Source organism: Mycobacterium sp. NGS54, assembly GCF_059812465.1.
In genome coordinates this window covers 306,645-323,778 of record NZ_JCALCS010000002.1, presented here as the reverse complement: position 1 = coordinate 323,778, position 17,134 = coordinate 306,645, and the positions used below count along the sequence as shown (strand labels likewise).

Genomic DNA, 17,134 nt, shown 5'->3' with positions numbered 1-17,134 from the left:
TGTATGAGTGCGCTGAATTCACCGAAAACCTATGCGGCGCTTGCCGTCTTCCATGCCGTCGACGCCGTGGCCTGCGGGGTCCAGGTGGCCCCGATCAAGAAGGTTCTGGACGACCTGGGGGTGCCGGACGAGATTCGTCCGGTGCTGCCGGTCGTCAAGGCGGCCGCGGCGGTCGGCCTGCTCTCGGTCACCCGGTTCCCCGGCCTGGCGAGGCTGACGACGGCGATGCTGACGCTGTACTTCACCCTGGCCGTCGGCGCGCACATCCGGGCACGGGACAAGATCGTCAACGCCCTTCCCGCCGCCACGTTCTTGGCCACTTTCGCGGCCATGACGGTGCAGGGCCCGGATCGGGACTAGTTGCCGAGCGTTGCGGGTAAGTCATTTACCCAATGAGTCGAAAAGCTGAGGTCCACGTCCCCGATAGGCGCGCGACGCATCGGTCCATCCAGGGCACGGCCATCGGCAACTTCATGGAGGCATACGACTTCACCCTGTTCAGCCTCGTCGCCACCCTCCTCGCGCAGACGTTCTATCCCGGAGACAATTCCGGGGCGGGCAACCTGATCGCCACATTCGGCACGATGACGGCCGGATTCGTCGTCCGGCCCCTCGGCGGGTTCATCTTCGGCCCGCTCGGCGACCGCATAGGGCGCAAGCCCGTGCTGGTCATGACGATCTCCCTGATGGCGGTGTGCGGCGCGGCGACCGGTGTGCTGCCCGGCTACCACGCCATCGGGATCTGGGCCCCCATCCTGCTCACGATCATTCGCATCGGCCAGGGGCTCTCCTCGGGCGGCGAATACGCGGGCGCCATGACGTTCATCGCCGAACACGCCCCGGACCACAAACGCGGGACGCTGGCCGGGTTCCTGCCGGTGGGCACGCTGGCCGGCTTCGTGGTGGGCGCCGTGCTGGTGACGGGGCTGCAGACGGCGCTGCCGAGCGCCGACATGCTGAGCTGGGGCTGGCGCATACCGTTTCTGCTGGCCGCGCCGTTGGGCCTCGTCGCGGTTTACCTGCGCTCGCGGATCGACGAGTCGCCCGGTTACGAGAAGGTGCACAAGGTTGCGCTGCCCGTCTCGGTTGGCACCCAATTCAAGTTGACGGTCGTGCGGCAGTGGAAAGGGTTGCTGATCTGCCTTGGTGTCGAGCTCGCGGTCACCGACACCAGCTACATGGTCAGCGGGTACGTGCCGACGTACCTGAAGAAGACCGCGGGCGTGGGGGACACCGCGGCCCTGGTGATGGTCCTCATGGTGCTGGCCGTCCTGACGATCGGGGTGCTCCTCGTCGCGATGCTGTCCGACCGAATCGGCGTCAAACCGCTGATGTGGACGGGCTGCGGGCTGCTGATCGCGGTGTCGCTGCCGGCATTCGCGTTGATGCGGTTCGGCGGGGCGTATCCGACGAAGTTCGCCGGTGTGGTGCTCGTCGGCCTGCCGATGCTCTTCCTGAGCAGCCTCGAGCCGGCGATCCTGCCCGCGCTGTTTCCCACCCACGTGCGCTACGGCGCGGTGTCGATCGGGTTCAACGTCGCGGTCTCGGCCTTCGGCGGCACCACCCCGCTGATCGCCGAGACGCTGGTCGCCGGAACCGGCAATCCGTTGATGCCCGCCTACATGCTGATGTTCGCCGGGCTGGTCGGCGCCGTCACCCTGTTCTTCGCCCCGGAGGTGGCCGGCAAGCCGTTGCTGGGTTCAACGGAGCTGGTCGGGCTCAGCGCGGCAGCGGCGGCAAGGGCGGAGCCGGCATGACGCCCGGCGCCGGCGCCGGCGCGGTGCCCGACGTCGGCGCCGGGTAGACACAACCGGGCGCGTTCGACCCGAGGGGTGGCGGATACGGCGGCGGGGGCAGCTGCACGCGGACTGTGAAGACCAGGCCGGTGATCGCAAAGGCGGCGATCGCGCCGAGCACCAAACCCACCAGCCCCACGCCGATTACGACGAGCGTGGAGTGGCGACGGACGGGGGCATCGGTGTCGTTGGAGGTCATGCTGGTTCCCCTGGTCGTCGGATGTGGGTATCTGAGGACGCTACTGCCCGGACGTGCCCTCGGGGACCGACACCGAACAGGTAATGCCTGGCGCTCGCAGGATCCGCCGGTCCAAAGTCACCAGTGGGGCCGTGATGGTCTCGGCAAGGGCGACGTAGGCGGCGTCGTAGCTGGATAGATTGGCCCGCAGCTCCCAAGCGCGCGTCGCCAGCACGTCGTACGGCCAGAACTCGATCGCCAGGTCGAGCAGGTCGGCGTGCGCTTGAGCGGCCTGGTCGGCCCCGATCACCCCGCCGCGCTCCGCGCGCCTGATGACGTTGGCGCATTCGTAGGGCAGCAACGTCGGTGCGAAAAGTTCCGCGTCCGCTAGACGCCCGGTTGCCCATTGCCCGTCGCCGCCCGAATCCAGCAGAACGGCTATGACCGCCGACGCGTCGCAGACGACACGCCCGGTCACCGGCGCTCGGCGTCCTTGGCCGCGAGGATGGCGGCCGCGTCGAGGCGCGCTTGCGTTGCGTCGACCCTGGCGCGGGCCCGGGCGATGACATCGCGCGGTGTTGGCTTGTCCGCCGTGGCGAGGAGCAGGCCGTGGAGGTATTCCTGTAGCGACTGGCCCGACCGGGCTGCACGAGCGGCCAGTTCGTCGCGAACGTCCCCGGGAACGCCCCGGATCGTGATAGCCACCATGCCTGCAGATTAGCATTGATGCAGGCATTATGCAGCCACTGAAACTGTCCGCGTCGGGCGGTTTCTTCAGGTTCGCTTCAGGCGGCGGTGCGCCAGTAGCGCCGACAATGGGACGATGAGCGACCGGTCCGACGCCAACCACGCCCCGCGCCGTGCCGCGGGCCAGGCAGTCGCCGCGCGGGTGCTGGTCGTGGAGGATTCCGAGGCGATCCGCGAGATGGTCGGCGAGGCATTGGCCGACGCCGGGTACGTGACCGCGACCCGCCGCGACGGCGCCGGGCTCGAGGATGCGTTGGAGGGGTTTCGGCCCGACCTGGTGATCCTGGATGTGATGCTGCCCGGCCGGGACGGTTTCGCGCTGATCGACGTGGTCCGGGACTGGGGCGGGGCCGGAATCGTATTGCTCACCGCCCGCGACGGGTTGCCGGATCGGATCCGGGGGCTGGACGGCGGGGCCGACGACTACGTGGTCAAACCGTTCGAACTGGCCGAGCTGCTCTCGCGGGTCGGCGCGGTGCTGCGCCGGGGCGGCCGGTTGCCCTCGGCGGTTCAATTCGGCGACCTGACCCTCGACCTGGAGGCCGGAGTCGCCTCGCGATCGGGTAACCCGTTGGCACTGACCGGCACCGAGCTCAGGCTGCTGGGCTTTCTGGTCGAGCAGCGCGGCCGCATCGTCAGCACCGGCCAAATCCTCAATGCCATATGGGGTTACGACGCCTACGACGCCAACCTGGTGCATGTTCACGTGAGTGGGCTGCGGCGCAAGCTCGAGGCGCACGGCCCGCGCGTTTTGCACACGGTGCGGGGCATCGGCTACCGCCTGCAGGCGGTGCGGCCATGACGGCGACAACGCGGACACCGTCGTTGCGCCGGCGGGTGATCGTGATGGTGCTCGGCCTGCTCACCGGGCTGCTGGTGGTGCTCGGGGTCGCGATCGATTTGGTGGTCGGATCGCAGGCCCGCCGCGATCTGCACGATCGATTGATGGCGACGGCAGCGCGCGCGGACGCCTTGGCCGCCGCCAACACCCCACCCGAGCGCCTGGTCGCGCAGCTCGGCGGCGGCGGCATCCGCGCGCTGCTGATCACCCCGGATGGAACCAGCTACGGCGACCACGCGATAAGCCTCGACACCACGGCGGGGGCGACCGAGCTGCCGCCCGCGCCGCCGCCGTGGGGCCCGCGACCTCCGCCGTGGGGGCCGCCCCCACCACCGCCACCGTGGGGCCCACCGCCGCCACCGCCCGCGGACGCAACCGCAGCGGTCATCGTGCACCCGCTGAACACCGGGGGAAAGGTGATCCTGGTTGCCGACACGACCCAGACGACCGCGCTGCTGCGCCGGCTGCGCGAAGTCATGGTGGTGGCGAGCTTGGCCTTCCTCGCCGCCGCCGGTCTGCTGCTCATCCTGGTCACCGGCGCCGCGCTGCGGCCCCTTGACCGGCTCACCACCCTGGCTCGGTCCATCACCACCGGCGACCGGGGTAGGCGGCTGCGTCCCGACCGTCCGAGCACCGAATTAGGCCGCGCGGCTGCGGCTTTCGATGGCATGCTCGACGCCCTGGAAGCCTCCGAGGACCGGGCCCGGCAGTCCGCCGAGTCCGCGCAGCGCGCCGAGGAGGCGACCAGGGGATTCCTCGTCGACGCCGCGCACGAGCTGCGCACGCCGATCACCGGCATCCTGGTAGCCGCCGAGCAGCTCGTCAGCAACGCCGGCCAGCATCAAGCGGATGACGCGGCGCGCGGTCAGTACCGCCGTGCCAGCCTGCTGCTGTCCGACGCCCGCCGCGCCGGACGCCTGGTGGCCGACATGCTGGACCTGAGCCGCATCGACGCCGGGCTGCCGCTGGATCTGCAAGACGTCGACCTGGCCGCCCTGGTCCACGCCGAAGCCGACCGGGCGACCATGCTGGCGCCCGCCGTCACGGTCGTCCGGACCGGCCTCGACGAACTCCGGATGAATGCGGACCCGACCCGGCTGGCGCAGATCTTGTCCAACCTGCTCGACAACGCCCGCAGGCATACCCCCGCGGGCGGCGCCATCCACATCGACCTCCGCTCGAGCGACCAGACCGCCGAGGTCACGGTCACCGACACCGGCTCCGGCGTTCCCGACGACGAGCGCGACCGCATCTTTGAGCGGCTGGTACGCCTCGACGCCGGGCGCGCCCGCGACCACGGCGGCGCCGGCCTGGGCCTGCCGATCGCCCGGGCGCTGGCGCGCGCGCATGGCGGGGACCTGACGTGTCTGCCGGGCGAGGGCGGGGCCCAATTCCGGCTCAGCCTGCCGCTCGACGCGGGCGTGAATTGAGGGAGCGGTGGCCGCCCCAACCGGATTGATTGGGGCGACCACCGCTCGTCAGTGCCCTGGACCTCCGGCGTCAGAATCCCGGCGGCGGTGGAGGTGGTCCGCCGGGGTGCTGCCCAAATGGTCCGCCCGGTACACCGGGCCCGGGCGGGGGAGCCCCGAACGGTCCGCCCGGACCCCCCGGACCGGGCGGCGGCTGTGCGGGCTGTCCCGGTCCCGGTGGTGGCGGCGGCGGATCGGCGCTGGCCACCGCGGCACCGAAGCCTGCCGCGGCCACCCCGAGGGCGCCCGCGAGCAACGTGCTGGCGATCGCTTGCTTGATGTTCATCAACCTTTTCTCCTTTTATTTGTTAGTGGGCCTGCGGTGGCGACGACGGCGGGGACGCCGGTCCGGCGGGGGGAGCGGGGACGCCGGGCTGCGGCGGCTGGCCCGGCGGCGGGCCGGCCCAGGGCGGCGGCGGTGCGTGCCAGCCAAACGGCGGTGGCGGCGGGGGACCCCAGGCGGCCGGCGGCGGCGGAAAACCCCCGCCCGGCGGCGGGGGCGCGGGGGCCCAGAGGCCGATCAGGGTGGCGGCCCCGAACGCGCCGACGACGAGCCCGGCCAATCCGGTGCCGACGGCGACACCGAGCGGGTGCCGCTGCAGGACCGAAGGTGCAGTTGCGGGTTGTGTGGTTTGGGTTGATTCCTCGGCGGTCACTGTGCCTCCTTGTCGCTGTGCTGATGCCGGCGACGGTAGGAAGCGGATCTGAAGTCAACCTGAAGAGCGGCTCGTAGCGCTCAGATCTTCAGGTTCGGTTCAGAATCGCCGAGGCGACGTCAGGTGACGACGGCCGGCTCGGCCGAACGCACGTCTCCCTGGATCCTCCGGCGGTGGTGGCGCCGGAATTGGCGGATCTCGATGATCAGCCCCGTCAGCCCCAAGGCCCCCGTGCACAGCGACACCAGAAGCAGCAGCGGGCTCGGGTGACTGGCGAGCGCATCGCCGAGGATCACCACGGCCGCGGTCCCGGGCAGCAAACCCGCCAGCGTTGCCAGCGTGTACGGCACCGGGCGCACCGCCGACGCGCCGGCGGCGTAGTTGATCGCCGAAAACGGCACGGCGGGGATCAACCGCAGGGAAAAGACGGCCAGCCAGCCGCGTTCGCGCAAGCGCTCGTCGACCGTGTCGATCGCGCGGTGGCGAACCAGTCGGTTGAGCTGCCACCCGGCCGCCCGCACCAGCAGCAAAGCGAGCACCGCGCTCGCAGTGCTCGCGACCACCGCGATGGCGACCCCCAGCAGGGGGCCGAACAGCAGCCCGGCCGCCAGGGTGAACGCGGTGCGGGGCACCGGCACCACGGTGACCACGACGTGCGCGGCGAGAAAGGCCAACGGAAACCAGGGGCCCACCGACTCGGCCCAGTCCCGCATCTGCACCGGCGTCGGCAACCGAAGCCAGCTGGCCGCCACGATCAGCGCTGTGATACCGACCACTGTCGCGATTGTCCGGGGCCCGGACAGCTGCCGAGCCGTCGCGGCCAGGGCGCGGCCGACGTCGCGCAATCGCTCGGTGATTTTGCAGGTGGCGGAACCCGTCACGCCTGTCAAGGGTACGGGGGACGGTCGAATAAGTCCTTTCCAGAGCCTGGCGTTTCATCGCCGTCCGCAACCGGCGCGTCCCGCTGGTCGCCCCGCGCGGTTTTTTGCCGGGAGGCCCAATCAATTAGCCTCGTCAGTAATTGGCAGAGCCCCATTTACTGGGAAAAAGGGAGCAATCGGTGTCCATTGATGTACCCGAACTCGCCGGCCTGGAACAGGTTCGCGGGCGTTGGCGCACCGCGGTCGCCGGTGTGCTGTCGAAGAGCTCGCGCAAGGATCCCGAGCAACTGGGGGACGAGCCCGAACGGCTGCTGGAAACCCCGACCTACGACGGGATCGCCGTCCGGGCGCTCTACACCGCGCTCGACCAGCTCCCCGAACCGGCGCTGCCCGGCGAGTGGCCCTACGTGCGCGGCGCCGACGCGGCCCGCGACGTCGACGCCGGCTGGAAGGTCGCCGAGGCTTTTCCCGCGCCGGGTTGCGATGACCCCAACGCCGCGATGCTGGCCGCCCTCACCGACGGGGTCAGCGCGCTGCTGGTACGGGTGGGGGAGTCCGGGGTGGCGGCCGGCGACCTCGGGCAGCTGCTCTCGGGCGTCTACCTGGATCTGGTGCCGGTGATCCTCGACGCGGGCGCTCACTACACCGAGGCCTGCGACGCCCTGCTGGCGTTGGTCGACCAGCTGGATGCCGACAAGCGGGACGCCCTGTCGATCGACCTGGGCGCGGACCCGCTGACCGCGACGCTGAGCCGCCGGGAATCCCCGTCGGCCGAGCAGGTGGTCGCCATTGCAACGCGGGTGGCCGCAAACCACGGCGTGCGGGCGATCACCGTCGACGGCCCCGCCTTCCACAACCTCGGGGCCAACGCCAGTTGGGAGCTGGCCGGCGGCCTCGCGGCCGCCGTGGCCTACCTGCGTCTGCTCACCGAGGCCGGGATCCCGGCCGGACAGGCGTTGCGGCAGATCAGCTTCCGGCTGGCCGCCGACGACGACCAGTTCATGACCATCGCCAAGGTCCGCGCCGCGCGTCAGCTGTGGGCGCGCGTCGCCGAGGTCGTCGGGGAGCCGGCGGCCGGCGCGGCGGTGGTGCACGCCCAGACCTCGCTGCCGATGATGACCCAGCGCGACCCGTGGGTGAACATGCTGCGCGGCACGGTGGCCGCCTTCGGCGCGGGCGTCGGCGGCGCCGATACCGTGGTGGTCTTGCCCTTCGATGTGGCCATCCCCGGCGGCTTTCCCGGAGTTGGGCGCGGCTTCGCGCGCCGCATCGCCCGCAACACCCAGCTGCTGCTGCTGGAGGAGTCCCACGTCGGACGGGTGTTGGACCCGGCCGGCGGGTCCTGGTACGTCGAGGACCTCACCGAGCAGCTGGCCCAGCGGGCGTGGCAGCAGTTCCAGGCCACCGAGGAGCGGGCGGCCCGCGGCGGGTTCGCCGACGCCCGTGACTACATCGCCGAGCAGATCGCCGACGTCGCCGCGCGGCGCGCCGACGACATCGCGCATCGGCGCACCGCGATCACCGGCGTCAACGAATATCCGAACCTCGAGGAACCTCCCCTGACACAGGCCGAGCCGCAAGAGCATTCGCCATCCGGGGTCCGGCGCTACGCGGCGGAGTTCGAAGCCCTGCGGGACCGTTCCGACGCCTTCCTGGCGCGCACGGGTTCGCGCCCCAAGGCGTTGCTGCTGCCGCTGGGCCCGTTGGCCGAGCACAACATCAGGACGACGTTCGCGGCCAACCTGCTCGCGTCGGGTGGCATCGAGGCGATCAACCCGGGGCCGGTCGACGCCGCCGGGGTCGCGGCCGCGGTGGCCAACGCCGATTCGACGGTGGCCATCGTGTGCGGCACCGACAAGCGCTATCTCGACGACGCTTCGGGCGTCGTCGAGGCGGCCCGAGGCGCCGGTGTGACGACGGTCTACCTCGCGGGCCCGGAGCGGGCGCTGGGAGATGCCGCACATCGGCCGGACGAGTACCTGACCGCGAAAATCAATGCGGTCGAAGCCCTTTCGAACCTGCTCACCCGGTTGGGAGCGTAGCGCCATGACGATGACGACGCCTGCCGTCGGCAGCTTCTCCGACATCCCGCTGCACGGCGATCGCGAAGTGCGCCCGCCCACCGAGGCGGCCGCCCGAAACCACCTCGCCGCCGAGTGGCACACGCCCGAAGGCATCGATGTCAAACCGGTGTACATCGCCGCCGATCGTGCGGCCGCGGCGGCCGAGGGCTATCCGCTGAACAGTTTCCCGGGAGAGCCCCCCTTCGTGCGCGGCCCCTACCCGACGATGTATGTCAACCAGCCGTGGACAATTCGCCAGTACGCCGGGTTCTCCACCGCGGCGGATTCCAACGCCTTCTACCGCCGCAACCTCGCCGCCGGCCAAAAGGGCCTGTCGGTCGCCTTCGACCTGGCCACCCACCGCGGCTACGACTCCGACCACCCCCGCGTCCAGGGCGACGTCGGAATGGCCGGTGTGGCAATCGATTCCATCCTCGACATGCGGCAGCTGTTCGACGGCATCGACCTGTCGGCGGTGTCGGTGTCGATGACCATGAACGGCGCCGTGCTGCCGATCCTGGCGCTGTACGTGGTGGCCGCCGAGGAGCAGGGGGTGCCACCGGAGAAGCTGGCCGGCACCATCCAGAACGACATCCTCAAAGAGTTCATGGTGCGCAACACCTACATCTATCCGCCCAAGCCGTCGATGCGCATCATCTCCGACATCTTCGCCTACACCAGCGCCAAGATGCCCAAGTTCAACTCCATCTCGATCTCCGGTTACCACATCCAAGAGGCCGGTGCCACAGCGGATTTGGAGCTGGCTTACACCCTGGCCGACGGCGTCGACTACATCAAGGCGGGCCTGGACGCCGGGCTGGACATCGACAAGTTCGCGCCCCGGCTGTCGTTCTTCTGGGGCATCGGCATGAACTTCTTCATGGAGGTCGCCAAGCTGCGCGCCGGGCGGCTGCTGTGGAGCGAACTGGTCGCGGGGTTCGGCGCCAAGAACCCCAAATCCCTGTCGTTGCGCACGCATTCGCAGACCTCGGGCTGGTCGCTGACCGCCCAGGACGCCTTCAACAACGTCGCACGCACTTGCATCGAGGCCATGGCCGCCACCCAGGGCCACACGCAGTCGCTGCACACCAACGCGCTGGACGAGGCGCTGGCGCTGCCCACCGACTTCTCGGCCCGGATCGCGCGCAACACCCAGCTGCTGTTGGCGCAGGAGTCGGGCACCACCAGGCCGATCGATCCGTGGGGCGGCTCCTATTACGTGGAGTGGCTGACGCACCGGCTCGCGGAGGCCGCGCGCGGCCACATGGCCGAGATCGCCGAGCACGGTGGCATGGCGCAGGCCATCGACGACGGCATCCCCAAGATGCGCATCGAGGAGGCCGCCGCGCGCACCCAGGCCCGCATCGACTCGGGCCAGCAGCCCGTGATCGGCGTGAACAAGTACCAGGTCGACGAGGACCAGGAAATCGAGGTGCTCAAGGTCGAGAACAGCCGCGTGCGGGCCGAGCAGTTGGCGAAATTGCGGGAGCTGCGGGCCGGCCGCGACCAGGCGGCCGTCGACGCCGCCCTGGCCGAGCTGTCGCGCGCCGCGGCCGCGCACGGTCGGGCCGGGGCAGATGGCCTGGGCAACAACCTGCTGGCGCTGGCCATCGACGCGGCCCGCGCCAAGGCCACCGTGGGCGAGATTTCCGACGCGCTGGAGAAGGTGTATGGCCGTCACCAGGCGGAGATCCGTACTATCGCCGGGGTCTACCGTCACGAGGCCGGAAAGGCGACCAACATCGCAACCGCCACCGAATTGGTCCAGAAATTCGCCGAGGCCGACGGTCGCCGGCCCCGGATCCTGGTGGCCAAGATGGGCCAGGACGGCCACGACCGTGGGCAGAAGGTGATCGCGACGGCGTTCGCCGACATCGGTTTCGACGTCGACGTCGGGTCGTTGTTCTCCACGCCCGAGGAGGTGGCCCGCCAGGCCGCCGACAACGACGTGCACGTCATCGGGGTGTCGTCGCTGGCCGCCGGCCACCTGACGCTGGTGCCGGCGCTGCGCGACGCGCTGGCCGAGGTGGGACGGCCCGACATCATGATCGTGGTCGGCGGCGTCATCCCGCCCGGCGACTTCGACGAGCTGTACGCCGCCGGGGCCACCGCCATCTTCCCGCCCGGAACGGTGATCGCGGACGCCGCGATCGGCCTGCTGCACAAGCTCGCCGAGCGGCTTGAATACAAGCTGGATTAGCGCGCATTCACCGGATGCGTTGGTGACCTCGGTCTATTAGCGGCACACCTGGGCCGTCGACGGATCCCGGGCGCCATGTATTCATGATCGGGCGATCGGGCTAGGTCTAATCGCGCAAGAAGCTATGCGCGTCCGTTCGGGGTCGGCTATTCTCCTGCAAACCGCCTTATCGGGAAGGCGCTGTAATGATAGTGGACGTTTCCACTTATTCGGGGGGTCGCTATTTTCCGCGGCGATACCCGCACCTGGCCGACCGAATTTCATTAGTTTATCTACTGACCTCGACCTGGGTGATCGTCTGGGTTATCGCCCACATGTATTTTCAGCGGGTCGTCTTTTCCAACGACTTATGGTGGTTGCAGTACTACGTCGGGAATTACGCGCCCGGATTCGTGCGGCGCGGCCTGGGCGGCGAGCTGATCCGTATATTCGCCCCCGGCCACTACTTAACCGCCGCCTACGCGATCCTGTGGGCGTCCATCGTGGTTTGGCTGATCGCCCTCGCCGTGCTGGCGTGGCGGATCGTCACCGTTCCTTCCGGGGAAGCCAGACCCCAGCGCAAGGTGATGCTTGCCCTCCTGGTCCCGGTGCTGCCCTTCTCGCTTTCCTATGCCATCTACAGCCCGCATCCCGAACTCTTCGGCATGACTGCGCTGCTGGCCTACAGCATCGCGCTCACCAGGGCGAGAACGCCCCGCGCCCGAATGGGTCTCAGCGCCCTGTACGGAATCGCGCTAGCCGCGCTGGCCCTGATGCACGAGGCGATTCCGCTGGCGTTCGCGCTCGGAGCGGCTTTGGCGATCGTCGTCCTCGCGAACGATTCGCCCCGCGCCACCCAGCGAATGTGCGCGGTCCTGGCGGTCGGTCCGGGGATCGTCGCGACACTCTCGGTCGCCGCACTGGGGCGCCGAGACGTCGCGGCGCAGTTGTGCGCCCAAGTTCCGCACGGGATGATCGAACATCCGTGGGGGGTTTCCACGACGCCCCAGAAAGCGCTCGACTACATGCTCGGTCGTGTCGAGAGCCGGACGGATTTTCACGACTTCATGTGCAGTAAAGTGATCCCGATTTTCGACGCCGACACCGCGGGCGCTATTTACATGGTGTTGAATTGGGGGTTCTTCCCGCTCCTCGGCGCCTTCGTCCTCGGGGTGGTGTACTTCGCCGGCACGGCGGGGACAATCCGCTATTTCTCCGGCGTTCCGGTCCGTGCTTTCCTCGGGGAATTTCGCCACAATCTCGTGCTGCCCCTGCTGGGGGCGGCATTGGTGGTTCCCCTATTCGTCACGGCCGTCGATTGGACCCGATGGTGGATCCTGATCACGTTCGACGTGGCGGTCGTGTACATGCTGTACGCGGTCAAGAGGCCGGAGATCGAGCGAGCGCCGACGAGAAGAAACGTCCTGCTCTCCGTATACATCGTTCTCGCGCTGGCGTTGCTGCCGACCGGGGCCGCCAACAACGTCGGCGTGTGGAGCGTGCACCTTTTCTGACCCGGCGGCCCTATACGCTGGGGGATCGTGTCGGTATCCCAGAACAACGATGCCGTCGAGGCGTTGGCCGAGGCGGTGCGCAGCGGCGATCGTGCGGCGCTGCCGCGGGCGATCACGCTGCTGGAATCCACCCGCGCCGACCATCGCGACAAGGCGCAGCGGCTGCTGCTGGAGTTGATGCCCCACTCGGGCAACGCGCGCCGCGTCGGCATCAGTGGGACGCCGGGGGTGGGCAAGTCCACCAGCATCGAGGCGCTCGGCATGCACCTGATCCAGCGGGGCCACCGGGTGGCGGTGCTGGCCGTCGACCCGTCGTCGACCCGCACCGGTGGCTCGATCCTCGGCGACAAGACCCGGATGGCCCGCCTGGCGGTGCACCCGGACGCCTACATCCGTCCGTCCCCGACCTCGGGCACCTTGGGCGGGGTGGCCAAGGCGACCCGGGAAACCATCGTCCTGCTGGAGGCCGCCGGGTTTGACGTGATACTCGTCGAGACGGTCGGCGTGGGCCAGTCCGAGGTGGCCGTGGCAAACATGGTGGACACGTTCGTGTTGCTGACCCTGGCCCGCAGCGGCGATCAGCTGCAGGGCATTAAGAAGGGCGCGCTGGAACTGGCCGACATCGTCGTGGTCAACAAAGCCGATGGGGAGCACCTGCCCGAGGCGCGAAAGGCCGCGCGGGAACTGTCGGCGGCGATCAGGCTGATCCATCCGGGCGAAACGCTCTGGCGGCCACCGGTTCTCACGATGAGCGCGACGGAAGGTACCGGCCTGTCCGAGCTCTGGGAGACGATCGAGCGCCATCACCGGGTGCTGTCCGAAGCCGGGGAACTCGATGAGCGGCGCCGGGCCCAGCAGGTCGACTGGACCTGGCAGATGGTCCGGGACACGGTCCTGGACCGGGTGATGTCCAACCCGGGCGTCCGCAAAATCCGCGCCGACCTGGAACGGCAGGTCAAGGCGGGGGAGCTGACCCCCGCCCTGGCGGCCCAGCAAATCATCGAGGCCGCGTCGACCTAACGGAAAGGTAAATTAACCGCCGGTTTCCCGGCGGAAGGTATGAAATCCACGTAAATTAGATAGCGTGACGATGGAGTCTCGGGTCGCTCGCCGCGCGGTCCCTATGCACGATGGCCCTGACGCAGGTCATCGCGTGTCCGGCGCGGCGGACCCACACTTTACGTGCGTCGTTCGCGCTTTCTCCACCATGTTCCCGGCCCGCCGATTCGGCGGCGGGGCCCTGGCCGTCTATATCGACGGCCGACCGGCCGTCGACGTGTGGAGCGGCTGGGCGGACCGGGGCGGTCATGTGCCGTGGTCGGCCGACACCGCACCCATGGTTTTCTCGGCAACCAAGGGCATGGCCGCCACCGTCATCCACCGGCTGGCCGACCGCGGGCTCATCGACTACGAGGCCCCCGTCGCCGAGTACTGGCCGGAATTCGCGGCCAACGGCAAAGCCGAACTCACCGTGCGCCAGGTGATGAAACACCACGCCGGCCTCTCGGGGCTGCGTGGCGCCACGCAGGAGGACCTGCTGGATCACGTGGTGATGGAGGAAAGGCTGGCGGCGGCCCCGCCGGGACGCCTGCTCGGCAAATCCGCGTATCACGCGCTGACCTTCGGCTGGCTGATGTCGGGGCTGGCCCGGGGCGTGACGGGCAAGGGCATGCGCACGCTGATCCGCGAGGAGCTTGCCGAGCCCCTGGGCACCGATGGGATGCACCTGGGCCGGCCACCGGCCGGCTCGCCGACGCGGGTCGCGCAGATCATCATGCCGCAGAGCATCGTCGGCAACCCGGTCCTGTCCTACGTGACGCGCAAGGTCGCCAACGAGTTGTCCGGCGGCTGGCGCTCCATGTACTTCCCGGGCGTCATCGCCGCCGCCCAGGGTGAGATCCCGCTGCTGGACGGCGAGATCCCGGCGGCCAACGGGGTGGTCACGGCCCGCGCGCTGGCGCGGATGTACGGGGCGATCGCGAACGGCGGGGAGATCGACGGCACCCGATTCCTGTCGCGGGAGCTGGTTGCCGGCCTGACCGGCCGGCGCAGCCTGCGTCCGGATCGAAACCTGTTCGTGCCGTTGGCTTTCCACCTGGGTTACCACAGCCTGCCGTTCGGCAACGTAATGCCGGGCTTCGGGCACGTCGGGCTGGGCGGTTCGGTCGGCTGGACCGACCCCGCCGAGGGCGTCGCGTTCGCGCTGGTCCACAACCGGTTGCTGACACCGTTCGTGATGACCGATCACGCCGCGTTCGTCGGGATCTACAAGCTGATCCGGGACGCCGCCGCGAAGGTGCGCAAGCGCGGCCTGCAGCCGGTGACCGAGTTCGGAGCGCCGTTCTCGGAGCCGGGAGCCGTCGCCGGCTGACGCGATTTTTGGCAGCTTGCTGAAAACGCCCGTGCTCCGATACGGCGGTCTCGTACGCTCCGACCACGGGATCCATACACGTACGTAGTTGCCCTTGCCAGCGCGCAACCCTTGGGCCGGGTTTCAGGCAAGGGGGCCGGAGGGGGCGTCTGGCATGGCAGTTCAACCCGATCAACGCATGTGCATAATCGGCGGCGCCGGGCACGTCGGTCTGCCGCTGGCGCTCGTTCTCGCCGACGAAGGTTTCAACGTCGACATTCTCGACACCAACGCCAATGCCTTGAAGACGATCATGGCCGGCCGGATGCCCTTCGTGGAGCACGGTGCCTCGGAGTTGCTCAAGCGGTTATTGCCCACCGGGCGCATCTCGGCGACCACCGATTCGTGGGCGGTCAGGAATTCCGACATCGTGATCTGCGTCGTCGGGACGCCGGTCGACGAATACCTGACGCCAAAGGCGCACACCTTCTTTCGCATCATCGACGAGATCAGCTCGTACTTCCGCGACGGGCAGACGCTCGTTCTCCGAAGCACCGTCTACCCGGGGCTGAGCCAGCGCGTCCACGACATGTTCGCCGAGCGGGGGATCGGCGTGCACGTCACCTTTTGCCCCGAGCGCATCGCACAGGGCCACTCGATCCGCGAGCTGAGGGAGATTCCGCAAATCATCAGCGGGTTCGACGCCGAAGGGTGCCGGATCGTTCGCGAGCTCTTTTCCCGGATAACCCCCGAGATCATCGAGGTGGAGCCCCAGGAAGCCGAGCTGGCGAAACTGTTCTGCAACGCTTACCGCTACATCCAGTTCGCGGTCGCCAACCAGTTCTACCTGCTCAGCCGCGAGGCCGGCCTCGACTTCAGCCGGGTTCATCGGGCCGCGACCTACAAGAACAGCCGCGTCGACAGCCTGCCCACGGCCGGGCTGGCGGCGGGCCCGTGCCTGCTGAAGGACACCATGCAGCTCGCCGCGTTCAGCAACAACAACTTCATGCTCGGACACGCGGCGATGCTGATCAACGAGGGCCAGCCGCAGTTCATCGTCAACATGCTCAAGCGCCGGGTCGATCTGCGCGACAAGACCGTTGGCCTCCTGGGCATGACATTCAAGGCCGACTGCGACGACACCCGCGACTCGCTGAGCTTCAAGCTCCGGCACCTGCTCACGCTCGAGGCCAAGAAGGTGATGTTGCACGACCCGTTCCTAAACGGCCCGGACTACTACGCACTCGACGCCGTTCTGGGCCGCGCAGACGTCATCGTCGTCGGCGTCCCCCACTCGATCTACCGCGGCCTGCAGATCGCCAAAGACAAGATCGTCGAGGACGTCTGGGGCTGTCTGGACGTCACGGAGGTTGACTCGGGCGCGACGAACGGGACCCCGTTGGCGACGCTCGGTACCGGGACTTCGGCCAAGTGAAAGTTCTCGTAACCGGTAGCGCCGGATTCATCAACGGGTACGTGGTCGACGAGCTGCTGCGCGGCGGCCACGAGGTCGTCGGGATCGACAACTACTCGAAATACGGCCAGGTCGAGAAGAGCTACGACAATCACCCGCGCTACCACTTCGTCCAGGGTGACGTCAAAGACCTGGACCTGATGTTCCGACTGGTCGAGGGCTGCGACCAGATGGTCGCCAGCGCGGCCCGCATCGGCGGCATCACGTACTTCCACGAATATGCCTACGATCTGCTGGCCGAGAACGAGCGCATCGCGGCCGCCCATTTCGACACCGCCATCCACGCCTATCGCAAGGGCTGGCTCAAGAAGATCAACGTGATCAGTTCGTCGATGGTGTTCGAGAACGCCACTGTATTCCCGACACCGGAGAAACACATCACCGAATGCCCGCCGCCGACAAGCACTTACGGGTTCCAGAAGCTGGCGTGTGAGTATTTCGCGCTCGGTGCACATGAACAGTACGGCCTCCCGTACACGATCATCCGTCCGTTCAATTGTGTGGGCACCGGGGAGCAGCGGGCGCTCGGCGGCCGTGAAATCCCAAGCGGCAATGTCAAACTCGCAATGAGTCACGTCGTGCCGGACCTCATCCAGAAAGTCGCAAAGGGCCAGGATCCGTTGCACATCCTGGGCGACGGCAGCCAGGTGCGGCACTACACCTATGGGGGCGACCTGGCCCGCGGCATTCGCGTATGCATGGAACATCCGGCCGCGCTCAACGGCGATTTCAACCTTTCGACGCCCGAAGCCACCACGGTATTGCAGCTCGCGGAACTCATTTGGAAAAAAATGCGGTCCGACAGCCAGTTCCGATACGAGTGCGATCCGCCGTTCGAGCACGACGTCCAGCTGCGCTCCCCGGATGTCCACAAGGCGTCCGAGGTGCTCGGATTCGAGGCGACCACGACGCTCGAATCGATGCTCGACGAGGTCATCCCCTGGGTCGTCAACGCCGTCGAGGCCGGGACCATCTGACATGCGACG

17 protein-coding genes are annotated in these 17,134 nt (G+C 68.5%); 11 read left to right on the top strand and 6 right to left on the bottom strand.

Annotation, left to right across the window (positions count from 1 at the left end):
- Nucleotides 1–3 precede the first annotated feature (3 nt).
- Both AC5Y5E_RS06145 and AC5Y5E_RS06140 read left to right on the top strand, forming a co-directional pair.
- Complete coding sequence (locus tag AC5Y5E_RS06145) at nt 4–360, top strand: DoxX family protein (RefSeq protein WP_499902100.1); 357 nt, start codon at nt 4–6, stop codon at nt 358–360.
- Between the two features lie 32 nt (nt 361–392).
- Nucleotides 393–1,757 carry an MFS transporter gene (locus AC5Y5E_RS06140; RefSeq protein ID WP_499902099.1) on the top strand — a complete coding sequence of 455 codons (1,365 nt, stop codon included), beginning with the start codon at nt 393–395 and terminating at the stop codon, nt 1,755–1,757.
- Here the strand turns inward: AC5Y5E_RS06140 and AC5Y5E_RS06135 are convergent.
- Genes AC5Y5E_RS06135 through AC5Y5E_RS06125 form a run of 3 tightly spaced genes read right to left on the bottom strand, consistent with a single transcriptional unit; the run spans nt 1,720 to nt 2,682 of the window.
- Entirely contained in the window at nt 1,720–1,995 is a 276-nt protein-coding gene (locus AC5Y5E_RS06135) for a hypothetical protein (RefSeq protein WP_499902098.1), read from the bottom strand. The genes AC5Y5E_RS06140 and AC5Y5E_RS06135 overlap by 38 nt on opposite strands.
- Nucleotides 1,996–2,035: 40 nt before the next feature.
- The gene (locus tag AC5Y5E_RS06130) at nt 2,036–2,452 is read right to left on the bottom strand and encodes a type II toxin-antitoxin system VapC family toxin (RefSeq protein WP_499902097.1); all 417 of its coding nucleotides are present in this window, start codon (nt 2,450–2,452) and stop codon (nt 2,036–2,038) included.
- Nucleotides 2,449–2,682 carry a FitA-like ribbon-helix-helix domain-containing protein gene (locus tag AC5Y5E_RS06125; RefSeq protein WP_499902096.1) on the bottom strand — a complete coding sequence of 78 codons (234 nt, stop codon included), beginning with the start codon at nt 2,680–2,682 and terminating at the stop codon, nt 2,449–2,451. The genes AC5Y5E_RS06130 and AC5Y5E_RS06125 overlap by 4 nt, the downstream gene beginning before the upstream one ends.
- A gap of 115 nt (nt 2,683–2,797) precedes the next feature.
- Here AC5Y5E_RS06125 and AC5Y5E_RS06120 point away from each other — a divergent pair, with 115 nt between their 5' ends.
- Together AC5Y5E_RS06120 and AC5Y5E_RS06115 are read left to right on the top strand one after the other, a co-directional pair.
- The gene (locus AC5Y5E_RS06120; protein WP_499902095.1) at nt 2,798–3,523 is read left to right on the top strand and encodes a response regulator transcription factor; all 726 of its coding nucleotides are present in this window, start codon (nt 2,798–2,800) and stop codon (nt 3,521–3,523) included.
- The gene (locus AC5Y5E_RS06115) at nt 3,520–4,992 is read left to right on the top strand and encodes a sensor histidine kinase (RefSeq protein WP_499902094.1); all 1,473 of its coding nucleotides are present in this window, start codon (nt 3,520–3,522) and stop codon (nt 4,990–4,992) included. The genes AC5Y5E_RS06120 and AC5Y5E_RS06115 overlap by 4 nt, the downstream gene beginning before the upstream one ends.
- A gap of 70 nt (nt 4,993–5,062) precedes the next feature.
- Here the strand turns inward: AC5Y5E_RS06115 and AC5Y5E_RS06110 are convergent, their stop codons facing one another.
- From AC5Y5E_RS06110 to AC5Y5E_RS06100, 3 genes are all read right to left on the bottom strand, one after another.
- Nucleotides 5,063–5,317, bottom strand: a complete 255-nt coding sequence (locus tag AC5Y5E_RS06110) for a hypothetical protein (protein WP_499902093.1) — start codon at nt 5,315–5,317, stop codon at nt 5,063–5,065.
- A 22-nt stretch (nt 5,318–5,339) separates the two neighbouring features.
- Nucleotides 5,340–5,687, bottom strand: coding sequence for a hypothetical protein (locus AC5Y5E_RS06105; protein WP_499902092.1), 348 nt, complete (start codon nt 5,685–5,687; stop codon nt 5,340–5,342).
- 119 nt (nt 5,688–5,806) lie between these two features.
- On the bottom strand, nt 5,807–6,568 hold the full coding sequence (locus AC5Y5E_RS06100) for a TVP38/TMEM64 family protein (protein WP_499902091.1): 762 nt from the start codon (nt 6,566–6,568) through the stop codon (nt 5,807–5,809).
- A gap of 179 nt (nt 6,569–6,747) precedes the next feature.
- Here AC5Y5E_RS06100 and mutA point away from each other — a divergent pair, with 179 nt between their 5' ends.
- The 7 genes from mutA (at nt 6,748) to AC5Y5E_RS06065 (ending at nt 17,125) form a co-directional block, all read left to right on the top strand.
- A complete protein-coding gene (gene mutA / locus AC5Y5E_RS06095; protein WP_499902090.1) occupies nt 6,748–8,610 on the top strand; it encodes a methylmalonyl-CoA mutase small subunit in 1,863 nt (620 codons plus the stop codon).
- 4 nt (nt 8,611–8,614) lie between these two features.
- Nucleotides 8,615–10,831, top strand: a complete 2,217-nt coding sequence (gene scpA, locus AC5Y5E_RS06090) for a methylmalonyl-CoA mutase (protein ID WP_499902089.1) — start codon at nt 8,615–8,617, stop codon at nt 10,829–10,831.
- Nucleotides 10,832–11,016: 185 nt separating this feature from the next.
- The gene (locus AC5Y5E_RS06085) at nt 11,017–12,324 is read left to right on the top strand and encodes an Rv1490 family membrane protein (protein WP_499902088.1); all 1,308 of its coding nucleotides are present in this window, start codon (nt 11,017–11,019) and stop codon (nt 12,322–12,324) included.
- A 27-nt stretch (nt 12,325–12,351) separates the two neighbouring features.
- Nucleotides 12,352–13,344, top strand: coding sequence for a methylmalonyl Co-A mutase-associated GTPase MeaB (gene meaB / locus AC5Y5E_RS06080; RefSeq protein ID WP_499902087.1), 993 nt, complete (start codon nt 12,352–12,354; stop codon nt 13,342–13,344).
- Between the two features lie 70 nt (nt 13,345–13,414).
- Entirely contained in the window at nt 13,415–14,695 is a 1,281-nt protein-coding gene (gene lipL / locus AC5Y5E_RS06075) for an esterase/beta-lactamase LipL (protein ID WP_499902616.1), read from the top strand.
- A gap of 154 nt (nt 14,696–14,849) precedes the next feature.
- Nucleotides 14,850–16,109 carry a nucleotide sugar dehydrogenase gene (locus AC5Y5E_RS06070; protein WP_499902086.1) on the top strand — a complete coding sequence of 420 codons (1,260 nt, stop codon included), beginning with the start codon at nt 14,850–14,852 and terminating at the stop codon, nt 16,107–16,109.
- Nucleotides 16,106–17,125 carry an NAD-dependent epimerase/dehydratase family protein gene (locus AC5Y5E_RS06065; protein WP_499902085.1) on the top strand — a complete coding sequence of 340 codons (1,020 nt, stop codon included), beginning with the start codon at nt 16,106–16,108 and terminating at the stop codon, nt 17,123–17,125. The genes AC5Y5E_RS06070 and AC5Y5E_RS06065 overlap by 4 nt, the downstream gene beginning before the upstream one ends.
- The last annotated feature ends 9 nt before the right edge of the window (nt 17,126–17,134 follow it).

Bases quoted from the DNA above. Each gene is read 5' to 3' on its own strand.
- AC5Y5E_RS06125 (WP_499902096.1), bottom strand. From the start codon at position 2,682: ATGGTGGCTATCACGATCCGGGGCGTTCCCGGGGACGTTCGCGACGAA.
- AC5Y5E_RS06135 (WP_499902098.1), bottom strand. From the start codon at position 1,995: ATGACCTCCAACGACACCGATGCCCCCGTCCGTCGCCACTCCACGCTC.
- AC5Y5E_RS06115 (WP_499902094.1), top strand. From the start codon at position 3,520: ATGACGGCGACAACGCGGACACCGTCGTTGCGCCGGCGGGTGATCGTG.
- AC5Y5E_RS06120 (WP_499902095.1), top strand. From the start codon at position 2,798: ATGAGCGACCGGTCCGACGCCAACCACGCCCCGCGCCGTGCCGCGGGC.
- scpA (WP_499902089.1), top strand. From the start codon at position 8,615: ATGACGATGACGACGCCTGCCGTCGGCAGCTTCTCCGACATCCCGCTG.
- lipL (WP_499902616.1), top strand. From the start codon at position 13,415: ATGGAGTCTCGGGTCGCTCGCCGCGCGGTCCCTATGCACGATGGCCCT.
- AC5Y5E_RS06140 (WP_499902099.1), top strand. From the start codon at position 393: ATGAGTCGAAAAGCTGAGGTCCACGTCCCCGATAGGCGCGCGACGCAT.
- AC5Y5E_RS06110 (WP_499902093.1), bottom strand. From the start codon at position 5,317: ATGAACATCAAGCAAGCGATCGCCAGCACGTTGCTCGCGGGCGCCCTC.
- AC5Y5E_RS06145 (WP_499902100.1), top strand. From the start codon at position 4: ATGAGTGCGCTGAATTCACCGAAAACCTATGCGGCGCTTGCCGTCTTC.
- AC5Y5E_RS06085 (WP_499902088.1), top strand. From the start codon at position 11,017: ATGATAGTGGACGTTTCCACTTATTCGGGGGGTCGCTATTTTCCGCGG.
- AC5Y5E_RS06070 (WP_499902086.1), top strand. From the start codon at position 14,850: ATGGCAGTTCAACCCGATCAACGCATGTGCATAATCGGCGGCGCCGGG.